This window comes from Zoogloea sp. GW822-FHT05C07, from assembly GCF_058800215.1.
The window spans coordinates 2807918-2823245 of sequence record NZ_CM179510.1 but is presented as its reverse complement, the minus strand read 5'-3'; the positions used below and the strand labels follow the sequence as shown (position 1 = coordinate 2823245).

The window sequence follows — 15328 nt, the reverse complement described above, 5'->3', positions numbered from 1 at the left end:
TTTCGCCGCTCAGAACTTCTCGAAGTCGCCTTCGTTGAACGCGAAGCCCGCCACCTTGGCCGGCGTACGGGCCTTGCTGACGTGGGAATGGCCCAGCGCCGCCGACGGTGCCGCGGCCAGAATCCGGCCCATATTGCGCTCGTCGATGGTGAAGAACTGCATCAGTTGCTGCAGCTGCTCAGCCTGGCCGCCCAATTCTTCCGCGGTTGCGGCCAGTTCTTCGGACGCCGACGCGTTTTGCTGCGTGGCCTGGTTGAGCTGGTTCATTGCGTTGTTGATCTGCGCAACACCGGAGGACTGCTCCTGGGACGCGGAGGCGATCTCCTGCACCAGGTCAGAGGTCTTGCGGATCGACGGCACGATCTCGTCGAGTAGCTGACCGGCGCGCTCGGCCAGGCCAACGGAATCACCAGCCAGGCCGCCAATTTCCTGCGCTGCGACCTGCGAACGCTCGGCCAGCTTGCGCACCTCGGCCGCCACCACCGCGAAGCCCTTGCCATGCTCGCCGGCACGGGCCGCCTCGATGGCGGCGTTGAGGGCCAACAAGTTGGTCTGGTAGGCGATGTCGTCGATGATGCCGATCTTCTGGGCAATCTTCTTCATCGCATCGACGGTGTTCTTCACCGCGTCGCCACCCTCGGTGGCCTCCACCGCGGTCTTCGAGGCCAGGTTGTCGGTGACCTTAGCGTTCTCCGCGTTCTGCTTGATCGAGGCCGACATCTGCTCGACCGACGCGGACGACTCCTCGACGCTGGCCGCCTGCTCCGACGACGACTGGGACAAGGATTGGGCGGTCGCCGAGACCTGGCCGGACGCGTTGGTCAGCGCATCCGCGGCAGTACGCACCTGGGTGATGGTGTCGGAGAGCTTGCCAACGGTGTTGTTCACCGCCTCCTTGAGTGCCTTGAAATCGCCCTGGTAGTCGTTGGTGATGTTCTGGGTCAGGTCGCCCTGCTCGATCGCGCTCATGATGCGGCGCACTTCGTTGATCGGCCCGACGATGGCATCCAGCGTGCCATTCACGCCATCCACAATCTTGCGGAAGTCGCCCCGGTGCTGGCTGCCATCGGCACGGGTTTCCAGGCGCCCGGCAATCGCTGCGGCGGACAGCATGTTGGCATCGCCAACCAGCTTGTTCACCGCGTCGATGCAGGTATTGAGGTTGTTCTTGATGATGTTGTAGTCGCCGCTGTACGGGTCGGTGATCTTCGGCGGGATATCGCCCTTGGAGATACGGTCCACGTAGTCCGCGGTGACATTGAGCGGATTCACGATGTTGGTGATGGTGTCGTTCACGCCCTTCACCAACTGGTTCCAGCCCCCCACGAAGAGCGCTGCGTTGGCACGCTTCTTCAGCTCGCCCTCGGCGGCGGCCTTGATGATGATGTCGGTCTGCTCCAGCAGATCGCTCATCATCTTCACCACGTTGTTCAGGTTGTTCTTGATGACGTTGTAGTCACCCTTGTACTCGGTGGTGATCAGCGGCGGGATGACGCCCTTGGCCACCTTGTCCACATAGTCGGCCGTCACGTTGAGCGGATTGACGATGTTGGTGATGGTGTCGTTCACACCCTTCACCAGCTGGTTCCAGCCACCCACGAAGAGGGCCGCGTTGGCGCGCTTGTTGAGTTCGCCATCGGCAGCGGCCTTGATGATGACATCGGTCTGCTCCAGCAGATCGCTCATCATCTTCACCACGTTGTTCAGGTTGGTCTTGATGAGATTGAAATCACCGTTGTAGTTGTCGGTGATGACCGGCGGAATGACCCCCTTGGCAATCTGATCCACGTAGGTAGCCGTCACATTCAGCGGTCCGATGACCGCATCCAGCGTGTCGTTAACCCCCTCGACGATCCTGCGGAAATCGCCCTGGTGCTTGCTGGCATCGGCACGGGTCGCCAGACGGCCTTCGACAGCAGCCTTGCTAAGCGCGTTGGCATCGACGATCAGGGCCTTGATATTGGCACGAACCTGTTCGATGGTCTCGTTGATAAACTTCTTCTTGCCCGGGAACTGCTCCAGCGGCGCGTCCATGTTGCCTTCACCGAAGGCCTTCACGCAGGCCATGGCCTTCTTCTTGACCGCAATGTGGCCGAAGACCATCCCATTGACGCCCTTCGCCATCTCTGAATATGCACCCTGGAACTTGTTTTCGTCGATGCGCACATCAATGTCGCCGGCGTCGTGTTCGGATGACATGTGATTCATCTGCGCGATCAGGCCGTTGAGGCTGTCGATGCAGGTGTTGAGGTTGTTCTTGATGGTATTAAAGTCACCGTTGTAGTTGTCGGTGATCTTGGTCGGGATATCGCCCTTCGAGATGCGATCCACGTAGTTGGCCGCCACGTTCAGCGGGTTGATGACGGAATCGAGGGTTTCATTCACCCCTTCGACAATCTTGCGGAAATCACCCTGATGCTTGCTGGCATCGGCACGCGTGGCCAGACGGCCTTCGACAGCAGCCTTGGACAGGCGCTCGGCATCGGCAGCCATCGCCTGCACCGAGTGCTGGATCGACTCGACCGCCTGCACGACCTGGCCGACCTCGTCCTTCGCATCGCTCTTGAGCGTGAAGTTGAAGTCGCCTACCGCCATCTTCTTGGCCGCCTCGACGACCTGATTGACCGGACGGGTGATGCTGCGGGTCAACCACAGGGCGATCAGCACGGCGAACACCAGTGCAACGCCGGCGATGGTCAGCACCAGCGAGCGGGAGGACTGGGCCAGCTCAACCGCATGCTGCCCCCCCTTCTTCGCAGCCTCGACCTGAAAGCCCTCAAAGTCCGCCAGCGACTGGTTGTAGGCGTCGGCCGCATCCTTGTATTCACCGAACAGCATCTGGACCGCCTTCTCCTGGTTGTACTGGGGAGAAGAGGTATCCGCTACCAACAGCAACCGGTCCGTCACCGGGTTGAACTTCGCCCGCAGCTCAGACACCTTGCCCAGCAGTGCCTTGCCTTTCTCGGTACTCACCAAGGGCGTCATCTGCTCGAGGATTTCACTATTGCGGCTGCGCAGCTTGGCGATCGATTCGAGCGTCTGCCTTTCCAGGTTCTTGTCCGTCGTCAGGATCATGTTGCGCACCTGACGCCCGATCATCAGCACGTTGAACTTCATTTCGTCGGCCAGCACGATCTTCGGCAAGCGGCCTTCGGCCAGATCATCGATGCCGTCGTTGAGCTCGTTGATACGCGTGATCGACACCGCCGAAATCGCCACCAGCAACATCAGGACGACGGCGAAGCCGATCCCCAGACGAACACCTATTTTTAGGTTATTGAACATGATGAATCTCCGGGTAAGACAGCAAGGTCAGACACTACGTTGCTCCGGACGGGCCAGCATGCGCTGCTCGGCCTGACCGGAAATCTTGATGAGGGCGGAAATATCGAGGATCAGGGCCACCTCGCCGCTGCCTAGGATGGTCGATCCGCCGATGCCCTGCAGGTGGCGGAAGATCGCGCCGAGGGGCTTGATGACGGCCTGCAGTTCGCCGGCCAGACGGTCCACCACGATGCCGGCGCGCTGGCCGGCGTATTGCACGACCACCACGCTCTCCCGCGCCGGGCGCTCGCCGGGCAGGCCGAAGCTCTCCCGCAGGCACACCGACGGCAGCACCTGGCCACGCAGGTTGAAATAGTTGCGATCGTGCTCGGCCTCAGGCCGCTCGACACACTCGACGACCGCGTCGAGGGGAATCACGTAGGAGCGGTTGGCCGACACCACCAGGAAACCGTCGATGATCGCCAGCGTCAGCGGCAGCCGCAGCGTCAGGCGCGTGCCCTGGCCGGACTGGCTGCTGACGTTGATGGTGCCGCGCAGGGCCTGCAGGTTGCGGCGCACCACGTCCATGCCGACGCCGCGCCCGGACAGGTTGGTGACCTGGTCGGCGGTAGACAGGCCGGGCGCGAAGATCAGGTCGTAGATCTCCCGGTCGGACAGATGGGCATCCGGCTCCACCAGGCCGCGATCGATGGCCTTGGCCAGGATCTTGTCGCGATTGAGGCCGGCGCCGTCGTCGGCTACCTCGATGACGATGTTGCCAGCGTCGTGGTAGGCATTGAGCAGCAGCGTACCGCGCGGATTCTTGCCGGCCGCCTCGCGCACCGCCGGCGCCTCGATGCCGTGGTCGAGGGAGTTGCGCACCAGGTGCATCAGCGGATCGCCGATCTTCTCGACGATGGATTTGTCGAGTTCGGTCTCGCCGCCGGAAATCAGCAGCTCCACGTCCTTGCCCAGATCCTTGCAGGCATCGCGGACGAGCCGGTGGAAACGGTTGAAGGTCTCGCCGATCTGCACGGTGCGCAGTTGCAGCGACGCATCGCGGATCTCTTCCACCAGTCGCGTCAGCAGTGACGAGGATTCGATCAACTCGCCATCGCTGCGCTTGTGGGCCAGCAGGCTGGTGGCCGCGCCGGCAATCACCAGTTCGCCGACCAGGTTGATCAGGTGGTCCAGCTTGTCGGCCGGCACGCGGATCAGCTTGGCGTCCTGGGCCTTCTTCTCGCTGACCTGGGTCTGCTTGGCCACCGCCGCGGCGACTACCTCGGGCTGCACGACCTGCTGGGCCACCAGGATCTCGCCGATCGGCTTGTCGTGGTGTTCGGCCGCCGGCACTTCGCCGTCGTCCGCGGCTTGGGCACGCAAGCCGTCGCTCAGCTCATCGGCGGTCAGCGCGCCGATGCGCACCAGGATCTCGCCCAAACGCAGGTTGTCTTCCGGCAGGCTGTCGATCAGATCGAGATAATCATTCACCTTGCTGTTCGGCGGCAGGATCGACAGCTGGCATTCGTCACGCACGAAGGCGAACACGTCTTCGATGGCCTGCTTGTCGGCGGCGGACTCCAGCGCGATCTCGAACCCCAGGTAGCACAACTCCGGATCCATCTCGGCAACCGGCGGCATCCGATCGGCCAGCGTTTCTACATGGCGGATGTTGCCGACCGTCTCGAGGAAACGCAGGAAGTTCTCCGGATCCATACCCTGGCGCAGCACGTCGGGGCCAAAGCGCACCGAGATATGCCAGCAGTTATGGCCAGTCTGCGGGGACGGAATGCGCTGCACGCCGGGCTCCGTGGCCTTGGGTGCGGCCTGCACCTGTCCGCCCGGCCCGAAAGCCCGCAGGCGTGCCAGCAGGCTGGCCGTCTGGGTTTCGATATCGGCGGCCCCCATCTGCGCGGAGCCTGCCTCGCTGGCGACCAGCACGCGCAGGTGGTCGGTGCAGACCAGCATCAGCGCGGCCAGTTCGGTGGTGACGGCAATTTCGTGGTTGCGCAGGCGATCGAGCACATTCTCGACCACGTGAGCAAAGGACTCCACGGCGGCGGCTTCGACCATCCCGGCCGCGCCCTTGATGGTGTGGGCCGCCCGGAAGATGCCGTTGAGGGTGGTCTCGTCGTCGGGGTGGGCTTCCAGCTCGAGCAGCAGCGATTCGAGCGCGTCGAGCTGCTCACCGCTTTCCTGCAGAAAGACTTGCTTGAGTTCGTCCATGGTGAGCGCCGGGATTATTCTGCGGAGACGACCAGCGGGTCGCCGAACCAGGCCGCAAGGTTGTAGAACTCAATGAGCGACTGCACGGCTGGGCTGTGGGCGACGATCGCCAGCGTCTTGCCGGAGGCGCTGGCTTCCCGCTTGACCAGCATGAGCAACTGGCAACCCGCCGAATCCATGCGCTCTACACCGGACAGATCCAGCTCGATGCGCTCGGCCTCAGCCAGCAGGCCGAGCAGGCCGGGCTTCAGCTCGGCGACGCGATAGATCGTGAAATCCTCGGCGAAAGCCTGACGAATGACACTCATGCTGCCCTCTGACGGTTAAAACAGTTCGACTGCCGGGCCATCGCCTGCCGAGGCCGACGCAGAACGAGAAAGAGTGATGCCACTGCGCCGGGCGTGCTCTTCGCGCTCCCTCTCCATCACATAGCTCTCGAAGAGGCGGTCGATCTGTTCGGTCATCGCTGGAATGTCGCTGATGGCGGCGGTGCCGTTCAAGCAGGCGGACAGTTTCAAGACATGCTCGTCGAGACGCTCCAGTGCCTCGATCACGTGGCCGATCTGCTGGCGGGTGACATCCTGAAACTGCACGCTGGCCATGGTTTCCATGAACATCTCGGCCAGCCGGTGGCTCGATTCGCGGAACACGCGGAGGATCCGGTTCTCATGGTCGAGCAGCTGCGTATAACTGTCGCTGACCTCATGGAACTGATCGGCCACCGTGCGCAGTGCATCTTCCTCGGCATTCGAAATGCTCTGATCCAGCTGGGCGCTGAACTTGGACTGGATGGTATGCACGACGCGATCGATGCCTTCGCTGATCTTCAGCACGGCCTGGTCGGTCTGCCCGGCCAGCTTGCGCACCTCGTCCGCCACCACCGCGAAGCCGCGCCCCGCTTCACCGGCCCGGGCCGCCTCGATGGCCGCATTGAGGGCCAGCAGGTTGGTCTGGCTGGAAATGTCACGGACCAGATTGACGAACTGCGCCAGGGACTTGGCCTCCTCGAGCGCCGCCATCACATGCGCCTGCTCTTCGCCGACGTTTTCGAGGCGACGATGGATGTAATCCTGGAGCGCGCTGAGGGTCTGCTGGTTGGAGGCTGCCCGCGTGTTGGCAGCCTCGACGATCTGGTTGGATTCCTGCGAAAAGGCCTGCACGACCTGATCCAGATCCTGGACCACCGCATCCACCGCCTGCAAACGCTCGACCATGCCCAATGCCGCAGCCTCGGTCTGGTCGGTGACGGCATTGAGCTGCCCGACGAGGATGCCATTGAGATGGGGCACCTGGTCCAGGGAGCGGCTGACCTCGGCAGCGACCTCCGTCTTGTGCTCAAGGCTATCCTTGGTCTTATCGAGCGCATGCTCCGCACCGTACAGCGCATCCCGATAACGCATGACCGACAGCATGCTGAGCGCCTCGAAGCTGAGCAGCACAGCCGCAATCGCACCAATGGCATCCACCAGGGACTGGCTGAGCCCGACACCATCCAGCAGGACCCGGTGATAGGTGTCGTTGCCGAAATACACGACAACGAACACCCCCACCGCGGTCAGCAGGGACAGGAGCAGACGGCGGCGCCGGGATTTCTCGCGGATGGCCTGCATGACGTTCAGCGCAGGACGAGCTTGATCGTATTGAGCAGCGTATCCGCCGTCGCCGGCTTGACGATCCAGCCCGACGCGCCGGCGGCCTTGGCTTCGGCGCGCTTGCTCTGCTGGGATTCGGTGGTCAGGAACAGGATCGGCATGAAGCGCAGCTCGGCCTTCTGGCGCACCACCTTGATGAACTCGATGCCGTTCATGCCGGGCATGTTGAGGTCGGTGATCAGCAGGTCGGGCTTGGTGCCCGCCGCCAGCTTCTTCTGGCCGTCCTCGGCGCTGTTGGCGGTGACGACCTGAAAGCCGGCCTTGGTGAGAATTCCGGAAATGGACAGCAGAACGGTGGCCGAATCATCGACCAACATGATTGTTTTCATTTTTCCTCCTCCCGGAACGGCATACCCGGGGTGTCGAAGCAGCAAGACTTGTGAGACGAGAGGGTGCAAACCCAAGCCGGGCAATGCATCCTGACATCCGTATATTGCATGGTTCTACGGACGACAGGGTGCAAACTTTAGAATCTTCGGGGAAATTTGATTTATTGCCCACCCAGGCCCCAACGCCATTGGCAATACCTCTTTGGTGACGCACGCGAAGCACGCTTCAGGCCACCAAAGATCACCTGTAAACCGTTGTAAATCCTTTGTTTTTCAGGCACTCCCCAGGTACTGAGGCTGTATTTTTGCGGCGCAAGGTCGTATCATGCGGCTCCCCCGTTTCACCATTCCCGGTTTCCCCATGCTTCATCCCACCCGTTTCGACGTCATCGTGGTCGGCGGCGGCCATGCCGGCACCGAGGCCGCACTGGCAGCCGCACGGGCCGGGTGCGCCACGCTGTTGCTCACCCACAACATCGAGACCCTCGGCCAGATGAGCTGCAACCCGTCCATCGGCGGGATCGGCAAGGGCCATCTGGTCAAGGAAGTGGACGCCCTCGGCGGCGCCATGGCGGCGGCCACCGACGAAGGCGGCATCCAGTTCCGCATCCTCAACGCCAGCAAGGGGCCGGCCGTGCGCGCCACCCGCGCCCAGGCCGACCGGGTGCTGTACAAGGCGGCAATCCGCAAGCGCCTGGAGAACCAGCCCAACCTGTGGCTGTTCCAGCAGGCCGTGGATGACATCACCGTCGCCGGCGACCGGGTCACCGGCGTGGTTACGCAGATCGGCCTGCGCTTCGAGGCGCCCACTGTCGTACTGACTGCCGGCACCTTCCTCAACGGCTTGATCCACGTCGGCCTGCAGAACTACTCCGCCGGTCGCGCTGGTGACCCACCGGCGATCAGCCTCGGCCAGCGCCTGAAGGAACTCGCGCTGCCCCAGGGCCGCCTGAAAACCGGCACGCCACCGCGCCTCGACGCGCGCAGCATCGACTTCTCGGTGATGGAGGTGCAGCCCGGTGACGATCCGGTGCCGGTGTTCAGCTTCCTCGGCAAGGCCAGCCAGCACCCGCGCCAGCTGCCGTGCTGGATCACCAACACCAACAGCCGCACCCACGACATCATCCGCGCCAACCTCGACCGCTCGCCGATGTATTCCGGCGTGATCGAAGGGGTCGGCCCGCGCTACTGCCCGAGCATCGAGGACAAGATCCACCGTTTCGCGGACAAGGACAGCCACCACGTCTTCCTCGAGCCGGAAGGCCTCGACACCCACGAGATCTACCCCAACGGGATCTCCACCAGCCTGCCCTTCGACGTGCAGTTGGACATCGTGCGCTCCATCAAGGGCCTCGAGAACTGCCACATCCTGCGCCCGGGCTACGCCATCGAGTACGACTACTTCGACCCGCGCAACCTCAAGTCCAGCCTGGAAACCAAATCCATCGGCGGGCTGTTCTTCGCCGGCCAGATCAACGGCACCACCGGCTACGAAGAAGCCGCCGCCCAGGGCCTGCTGGCCGGCATCAACGCCGCGCTGCAGGTGAAGGGCCAGGAAGCCTGGTGCCCACGCCGCGATGAAGCCTACCTGGGCGTGCTGGTGGACGACCTGATCACCCGCGGCGTCTCCGAGCCCTACCGGATGTTCACGTCCCGCGCCGAATATCGCCTGTCCCTGCGCGAGGACAACGCCGACCTGCGCCTCACCGAGACCGGCCGCCGCCTGGGCCTGGTGGACGACGCGCGCTGGGCCGCCTTCTGCACCAAGCGCGAAGCCATCGAACGCGAGACGGCACGCCTGCGCGCCACCTGGGCGACGCCCGTCAAGGTGCCGGCGGAAGCCGCCGAAGCTGTGCTCGGCAAGTCCATTGAACGAGAATATTCCTTCTTCGACCTGCTGCGCCGCCCCGGCGTCAGCTACGCGGCGCTGATGACGCTGCCCAGCGCCCCGGAAGCACCAGAAACCGACCCGCAGGTCGTCGAACAGCTGGAAATCGCCGCCAAGTACCAGGGCTACATCGACCGCCAGCTCGACGAAGTGGCGCGCCAGGCCGACGCCGAGGCCACCCGCCTACCGCCCGACCTCGATTACGGCACCGTGCGCGGCCTGTCCAAGGAAGTCCAGGGCCGCCTCAACCAGCACAAGCCGGAAACCATCGGCCAGGCCAGCCGCATCCAGGGCGTCACGCCGGCGGCCATCAGCCTGCTGCTGGTGTGGCTGAAGCGCGGCGAACTGGCCCGCGGACAGGAGCAGAAATCAGCATGAGCCGCCGTACCCTCGAACAGGGCATCGCCGCCCTCGGCCTCGACCTGCCCGCCGACGCTCCGGAGAAGCTGCTCGCCTTCGGCCAGCTACTGATCAAGTGGAACAAGGTCTACAACCTCACCGCGATCCGCGACGAGGCCCAGGTCATCACCCATCACCTGCTCGACTCCCTGTCGGTACTGCCGCAGCTGGCCGGCATCTCGCGGCTGGTGGACGTCGGCTCTGGCGGTGGCCTGCCCGGCGTGGTGCTGGCGATCTGCCGGCCCGACCTCCAGGTGGACTCGGTCGAGACGGTTCAAAAGAAGAGCACCTTCCAGAACCAGGCGCGGATCGAGCTCAAGCTCGCCAACTTCCGCGCCCACCACGCCCGCATCGAAAGCTGGCAACCGGCCTATGCGCCGGATGCCCCCGACGGCATCATTTCGCGCGCCTTCGCCGACCTGGCCGACTTCGTGAATCTCACAGCCCACCTGGCCGGACCGCAGACACGCATCCTGGCCATGAAGGGCGTGTACCCTGAAGACGAAATCGCCCGCATTCCGGAAGGCTTCGCCATGGAACGCAGCGCAGAACTCCAGGTGCCCGGCCTCGACGCCGAACGCCATCTCATCATTGTGAAACGGACCTGAGCATGGCCCGCATTTTCTGCATCGCCAACCAAAAGGGTGGAGTCGGCAAGACGACCACCTGCGTCAACCTCGCCGCCGGCCTGGCCGCCGCCAAGCAGCGCGTACTGCTGATCGACCTGGACCCCCAGGGCAACGCGACGATGGGTAGCGGCATCGACAAGCGCACCCTCGGCAAATCGGTCTATCACCTGCTGGTGGGCCTATGCACCGTCGCCGAGGCGCGCGTGCGCTCGGAAGCCGGCAAGTACGACGTGATCCCCGCCAACCGCGATCTGGCCGGCGCCGAAGTCGAGCTGGTCGGCCTGGAGCGGCGCGAGAACCGCATGCGCGACGCCCTCGCGCTGCACGCCCAGGAATACGACTTCATCCTCGTGGACTGCCCGCCGTCCCTGTCGCTGTTGACCCTCAACGGCCTGTGCGCCGCCCACGGCGTCATCATCCCGATGCAGTGCGAATACTACGCGCTGGAAGGCCTTTCCGACCTGGTCAACTCGATCAAGAAGGTGCATGCCAACCTGAACCGCGAGCTGGGCATCATCGGCCTGCTGCGAGTGATGTTCGACCCCCGCGTGACGCTGCAGCAGCAGGTCTCCGCCCAGCTCGAATCGCACTTCGGCGACAAGGTCTTCAAGGCCGTCGTGCCGCGCAACGTGCGCCTCGCCGAGGCCCCCAGCCATGGCGTGCCCGGCGTGGTGTTCGACCGCAGCGCCAAGGGCGCCCAGGCCTACCTAGCCTTCGCCAAAGAACTGATCCAGCGGGTAAAAACCCTCTAACCGACACCATGGCATCTCCGAAACTCAAAGGCCTCGGCCGCGGTCTCGACGCGCTCCTCGGCGGCAATGCCGAGCCGGAAAAGGCCGAGGGCGAACTGCAGATCCTGCCCGCCTCCGAACTGCAGCCCGGCAAGTACCAGCCGCGCACGCGCATGGACCCGGGCTCCCTGGAAGAGCTGGCCGCCTCCATCAAGTCCCAGGGGGTCATGCAGCCCATCCTGGTGCGCCAGATCGGTGGCGCCTTCGACGCCAAGCGCTACGAGATCATCGCCGGCGAACGGCGCTGGCGCGCCGCGCAGATCGCCGGCCTGTCCGCCGTGCCCTGCCTGGTACGGGAGATCCCGGACGAAGCCGCGCTGGCGATGTCCCTCATCGAGAACATCCAGCGGGAAGACCTCAATCCCCTCGAAGAGGCCGCCGGCATCCAGCGCCTCATCGACGAGTTCGGCATGACTCACCAGCAGGCCGCCGACGCCGTCGGGCGCTCCCGCCCGGCCGCCTCCAACCTGCTGCGCCTGCTGCAACTAGCCCCGCCGGTGCAGGAGCTGCTGATGGCTGGTGACATCGACATGGGCCACGCCCGCGCGCTGCTGCCCCTCGACGGCGCCACGCAGATCGGCCTGGCCAACCTGATTGCCGCCAAGGGCCTGTCGGTGCGCGACGTCGAGCGCCTGGTGCACCAGGCGCTCAATCCCAAGAGCAAGCTGCCGCCCCCCCTGCCCGACCGGGACATCCTGCGCCTGCAGGAAGACATCGCCGACCGCATCGGTGCAACGGTGAAGATCAAGGCCAACAAGAAGGGGGTTGGTGCCGTAACGATCCAGTTCGGCAGCCTGGACCAGCTCGACGGACTGCTCGAGAAGCTGAACCTGAAGTAAGCGGAACGCTTGCGCGGGCGGGGCTCACCCGCCCCTAGGGCTTGTCCTGTCCCAGCAGTTGCTTGAGCAGGGAACGCCTGGCTTCCTGCCGCTTAACCCCGGGCGACTTCTCGTGGGGCCCCGCCTTGCGCTGCAGCGCCGGAACAACCAAAGGATTCCGCGGCCCGCCCTTCCGGACACCGTCCGGATTGCGGAACACCAGTTTCTGGCGCGTACCGAGAGTCCGATTGGCCATCGTATGCTTAGGGCTTGCGCCCATGGGCCGCATCGGCAACGGCGAGTTGCTCCAGCGTGGCTGCTTCCGTCACCCCGGAAATCTCGGCGAAACAAGTGTCAAGCGGGCACTCGCGGCCTGGTGGGCAGCCGTGCTCCAAGGCACACTGGCGCTGGGTCTGGTCAGTCAAAACCATCTCGCGGACGGCTTCGCAACGACTGATGGGCGAATCGATGAAGCTCATGATATTCCTCCCGTCGATGCTTCCAGTGTAGTCCGGGCGTGTTAAATTTCCTTCCTATTAGAAGGGTTTTTCACCCCTCAAACCACATCCGCCATGCCTTACCAGCTCTGGGGCAATTTCTTGCACAGGATGATGCGTTGCTGCTCGATCTCGATGTAACCACCGGCAACCAGGTCGCGGAGAATGCGATTCACCATTTCCCGCGAGGCGCCCACCATGTTGGCGAGGTCCTGCTGGGTCAGGCGGCGGTCGATCAGCATGATGCCATCCCGCTCGACGGCCATCGTTTCGAAGAGCCGGGCGATCCGCCCGAACACATCGACGAGCGCGAGCGCCCGGACGTTGTCGGTGAGCAGGCGGATCCGCGCCACCAGGTTGCGCACCACCATCTGCATGCAGGTTGGATCGGACTCGATCAGTCCCAGGAAGGCCGTGCGCGGAATCTGCAATACTTCACTCCGCGTCACCGCAATGACCGACGCGGAACGGGGGGAATCGTCGAGCAACGCGAGCTCGCCGAAGTAATCCCCCGGATCGAGGAGGGACAGCGTGACTTCCCTCCCGTTGTTGTCGGTGAGAAAGGCCTTGAGCGACCCGCTTTGCACCACGAACAGACTGCTGCCCTCGTCACCCTCGTTCACGACGATGGTATTGGCCGCAAAGCTGCGTATGCGCGAACGCTCCTTCAGCATCTTGACCTGCGTTTCATTCAGGCCAGCAAACAAATCCACCCGCTCAAGATACATCACCCACGTTCCCCCCTATGACCGAACAGTCCTGACCACCGCCCCGTGCTGCCTCCAGACAAAACCTTCGCCGGATTTCTTCTGACCACACTGCTGGTGCTGGCGATGATCATGTTGTCGCCAATCCAGGAGCTGGAGAACGGTGCAGGCCTCGATTTGCTCTATTCATTGCGCGGCCCTCGTCCAGCGCCCGAATCGGTGGTGATTATAACCCTCGATTCCCGCTCAGCCCGGGACCTCGGTCAGTCTCCCCGTCCCGAACGCTGGCCTCGCATCCTCCATGCCCGCCTGGTAAACGGTCTCGCCGAGCGCGGGGCACAGGCCATCGGCTTCGACGTGCTCTTTGAAAGAGAGCGCGAACCCGCCGACGACCAGGCACTGGCCGCCGCCTTGCGCAAGGCCGGCAACGTGACGCTCATCGAGGGCGTGAGCCGTGAGGCCATCAACGGCCCCCGCGGCGAAGTCCTGGCCAGCATGGACCACCTGACCCAGGCCCAGCCCATGCTGCGCGATGCGGCCTGGGCCAACGGCCCCTTCATCATGCCGAAAACCCCTGACGGCGTCATCGAATTCTGGGGCACCGTGCCCAGCGTCGGCGACCGGCCGTCCCTCCCCCTGCTGATGGCCCGCCGCATGGGGCAAGCGCTCGAGGCCCAGCAGCCTGGGCAGCGCCACATCCTCAATCTCTACGGCCCGATCGGCAGCATTCGCACCATCCCCTACTCCGCCGCCCTCGAACTGGTCGCCGACCCCGCCGCCGGAGACGCCGCATTCCGCGGCAAGGCGGTCCTGATCGGCTTTTCCGAGTTCAACCAGTCGCGCCAGGCCGACATGTTCCGGACCCCCTACAGCACACCGGACGGCCTCGACGTCAGCGGCGTCGAACTGTGCGCCACCGCGCTCGGCAACCTGCTCGAAGACTCCAGCCTGGAGCGCCCGCAGCCGGGCGCAGCAGCGGCGGGCATGCTCGCCTGGGGCCTGCTTCTCGCCCTCTGCTGGCGCCTGACCAGCACCCGGCAGGCCCTGACCCTCACCGTGGCTCTCGCCCTCGGCTGGCTGGCCATCGCCTATGCGAGCTTTACCTGGGCTCATCTGTGGCTGCCGGTCATCCTGCCCGCCGCAATCGCCCCCTTGCTCGCCACGGCCGGCGGCTTCGCGCTGCACATGCGCGCCGCGCGCAAACGGGAGGACCAACTCGTCAAGGCCCTCGACCGGGGCCTCAGCCGCCAAGGCAACGCCAAGCTCGCCCAACTGCTGCAGGGACACGACGGCGGCCGCATGGTCCATGGCGTGTGCCTGTGCAGCGATATCGAGTCCTACACCAGCCTGTCCGAGAGCCTCAGCCCGGAAGCCACCCTCGAAGCTCTCAACCGCTATTTCGCGATCTTCAACCCACTCGTCGAGGCACACGGCGGCCATATCATGGACATTGTCGGCGATTCGGCGATGTGCCTGTGGCTTGCCGACGACTCCGCCGCAGACGCCTGCAACCGGGCCCGGGCCGCGGCGCTGGCCTTGCATCAGCAATTGAACGTCGCCACCACGCCGGGCGCCCTGAAGACCCGCTTCGGCCTCCACTATGGCCCGGTCGTCCTCGGGGAAGTCGGTAGCGATCAGCACCGCGAACTGCGGGTGGTCGGCGACATCGTTAACACATCGAGCCGCATCCAGGGCGGGAACAAGCCACTGGGTACACGGATCCTGGCGTCCGCCGCAGTCGTCGCCCAAGGCAGCGACAGCGGTGAGCATGGCTATGCCCGTGCCCTCGGCGCCTTCGCCCTGGTCGGCAAGCGGGCACCGCTCGAACTCCACGAAATACTGGCCGCTCCGCTCCAGCCGGAGCTTGCCCTTGCCTTCGAAACCGCCCGCAACGCCTACGCCACCGACGTACCAGAAGCCGCCCTGGTCCACCTGCAGCAGGTGCAGGAACACCTGCCGCAGGACGGCCCGACGCGCTTCTACCTGCAGCGCTGCCGTGACCGCCTGGCTGGCGTTCCAGTTCCCGATGGGGATGGCCACATTGTCATGACCAGCAAATAGAGTGCAGCCAAGGAACAGGAAAAAATTGATACAAACTGCATTTATTCAAATAAGACAAAGACTTAAA

Annotated in this window: 12 protein-coding genes; 5 read left to right on the top strand and 7 right to left on the bottom strand. The window is 64.2% G+C overall.

Features of this window, described 5'->3' with window-relative positions:
• Positions 1-9 precede the first annotated feature (9 nt).
• The 5 genes from AC3QL2_RS13270 to AC3QL2_RS13250 are packed head-to-tail and all read right to left on the bottom strand — an operon-like array spanning position 10 to position 7471.
• Positions 10-3285 carry a methyl-accepting chemotaxis protein gene (locus AC3QL2_RS13270; protein WP_493230865.1) on the bottom strand — a complete coding sequence of 1092 codons (3276 nt, stop codon included), beginning with the start codon at positions 3283-3285 and terminating at the stop codon, positions 10-12.
• A gap of 27 nt (positions 3286-3312) precedes the next feature.
• Positions 3313-5490 (bottom strand): chemotaxis protein CheA, encoded by a 2178-nt coding sequence (locus AC3QL2_RS13265; protein ID WP_493230864.1) that lies wholly within the window; start codon positions 5488-5490, stop codon positions 3313-3315.
• Positions 5491-5504: 14 nt separating this feature from the next.
• A complete protein-coding gene (locus tag AC3QL2_RS13260) occupies positions 5505-5798 on the bottom strand; it encodes an STAS domain-containing protein (RefSeq protein WP_493230863.1) in 294 nt (97 codons plus the stop codon).
• Between the two features lie 15 nt (positions 5799-5813).
• Positions 5814-7100 (bottom strand): methyl-accepting chemotaxis protein, encoded by a 1287-nt coding sequence (locus tag AC3QL2_RS13255; RefSeq protein WP_493230862.1) that lies wholly within the window; start codon positions 7098-7100, stop codon positions 5814-5816.
• Between the two features lie 5 nt (positions 7101-7105).
• Positions 7106-7471, bottom strand: coding sequence for a response regulator (locus AC3QL2_RS13250; RefSeq protein WP_374481559.1), 366 nt, complete (start codon positions 7469-7471; stop codon positions 7106-7108).
• A gap of 361 nt (positions 7472-7832) precedes the next feature.
• On the opposite strand from AC3QL2_RS13250, the gene mnmG reads away from it, so the two are divergent.
• The 4 genes from mnmG to AC3QL2_RS13230 are packed head-to-tail and all read left to right on the top strand — an operon-like array spanning position 7833 to position 12017.
• On the top strand, positions 7833-9737 hold the full coding sequence (mnmG, locus tag AC3QL2_RS13245; protein ID WP_493230861.1) for a tRNA uridine-5-carboxymethylaminomethyl(34) synthesis enzyme MnmG: 1905 nt from the start codon (positions 7833-7835) through the stop codon (positions 9735-9737).
• Entirely contained in the window at positions 9734-10366 is a 633-nt protein-coding gene (gene rsmG, locus AC3QL2_RS13240; protein ID WP_493230860.1) for a 16S rRNA (guanine(527)-N(7))-methyltransferase RsmG, read from the top strand. Before mnmG ends, rsmG begins: the two co-directional genes overlap by 4 nt.
• 2 nt (positions 10367-10368) lie before the next feature.
• Positions 10369-11139: a ParA family protein gene (locus tag AC3QL2_RS13235; RefSeq protein ID WP_079434801.1), complete on the top strand. Its 771-nt coding sequence runs from the start codon at positions 10369-10371 to the stop codon at positions 11137-11139.
• Positions 11140-11147: 8 nt separating this feature from the next.
• Positions 11148-12017, top strand: a complete 870-nt coding sequence (locus AC3QL2_RS13230; protein ID WP_493230859.1) for a ParB/RepB/Spo0J family partition protein — start codon at positions 11148-11150, stop codon at positions 12015-12017.
• A gap of 242 nt (positions 12018-12259) precedes the next feature.
• Here AC3QL2_RS13230 and AC3QL2_RS13225 read toward each other — a convergent pair whose 3' ends face one another.
• Together AC3QL2_RS13225 and AC3QL2_RS13220 are read right to left on the bottom strand one after the other, a co-directional pair.
• A complete protein-coding gene (locus tag AC3QL2_RS13225) occupies positions 12260-12475 on the bottom strand; it encodes a hypothetical protein (protein WP_493230858.1) in 216 nt (71 codons plus the stop codon).
• A 98-nt stretch (positions 12476-12573) separates the two neighbouring features.
• On the bottom strand, positions 12574-13221 hold the full coding sequence (locus tag AC3QL2_RS13220) for a Crp/Fnr family transcriptional regulator (RefSeq protein WP_493231604.1): 648 nt from the start codon (positions 13219-13221) through the stop codon (positions 12574-12576).
• 111 nt (positions 13222-13332) lie between these two features.
• Here AC3QL2_RS13220 and AC3QL2_RS13215 point away from each other — a divergent pair, with 111 nt between their 5' ends.
• Positions 13333-15261 (top strand): CHASE2 domain-containing protein, encoded by a 1929-nt coding sequence (locus tag AC3QL2_RS13215; RefSeq protein ID WP_493240260.1) that lies wholly within the window; start codon positions 13333-13335, stop codon positions 15259-15261.
• The last annotated feature ends 67 nt before the right edge of the window (positions 15262-15328 follow it).

Bases quoted from the DNA above. Each gene is read 5' to 3' on its own strand.
- AC3QL2_RS13220 (WP_493231604.1), bottom strand. From the start codon at position 13,221: ATGTATCTTGAGCGGGTGGATTTGTTTGCTGGCCTGAATGAAACGCAG.
- AC3QL2_RS13235 (WP_079434801.1), top strand. From the start codon at position 10,369: ATGGCCCGCATTTTCTGCATCGCCAACCAAAAGGGTGGAGTCGGCAAG.
- AC3QL2_RS13255 (WP_493230862.1), bottom strand. From the start codon at position 7,100: ATGCAGGCCATCCGCGAGAAATCCCGGCGCCGCCGTCTGCTCCTGTCC.
- AC3QL2_RS13260 (WP_493230863.1), bottom strand. From the start codon at position 5,798: ATGAGTGTCATTCGTCAGGCTTTCGCCGAGGATTTCACGATCTATCGC.
- AC3QL2_RS13230 (WP_493230859.1), top strand. From the start codon at position 11,148: ATGGCATCTCCGAAACTCAAAGGCCTCGGCCGCGGTCTCGACGCGCTC.
- AC3QL2_RS13225 (WP_493230858.1), bottom strand. From the start codon at position 12,475: ATGAGCTTCATCGATTCGCCCATCAGTCGTTGCGAAGCCGTCCGCGAG.
- rsmG (WP_493230860.1), top strand. From the start codon at position 9,734: ATGAGCCGCCGTACCCTCGAACAGGGCATCGCCGCCCTCGGCCTCGAC.
- AC3QL2_RS13250 (WP_374481559.1), bottom strand. From the start codon at position 7,471: ATGAAAACAATCATGTTGGTCGATGATTCGGCCACCGTTCTGCTGTCC.
- AC3QL2_RS13270 (WP_493230865.1), bottom strand. From the start codon at position 3,285: ATGTTCAATAACCTAAAAATAGGTGTTCGTCTGGGGATCGGCTTCGCC.
- AC3QL2_RS13215 (WP_493240260.1), top strand. From the start codon at position 13,333: ATGTTGTCGCCAATCCAGGAGCTGGAGAACGGTGCAGGCCTCGATTTG.
- AC3QL2_RS13265 (WP_493230864.1), bottom strand. From the start codon at position 5,490: ATGGACGAACTCAAGCAAGTCTTTCTGCAGGAAAGCGGTGAGCAGCTC.
- mnmG (WP_493230861.1), top strand. From the start codon at position 7,833: ATGCTTCATCCCACCCGTTTCGACGTCATCGTGGTCGGCGGCGGCCAT.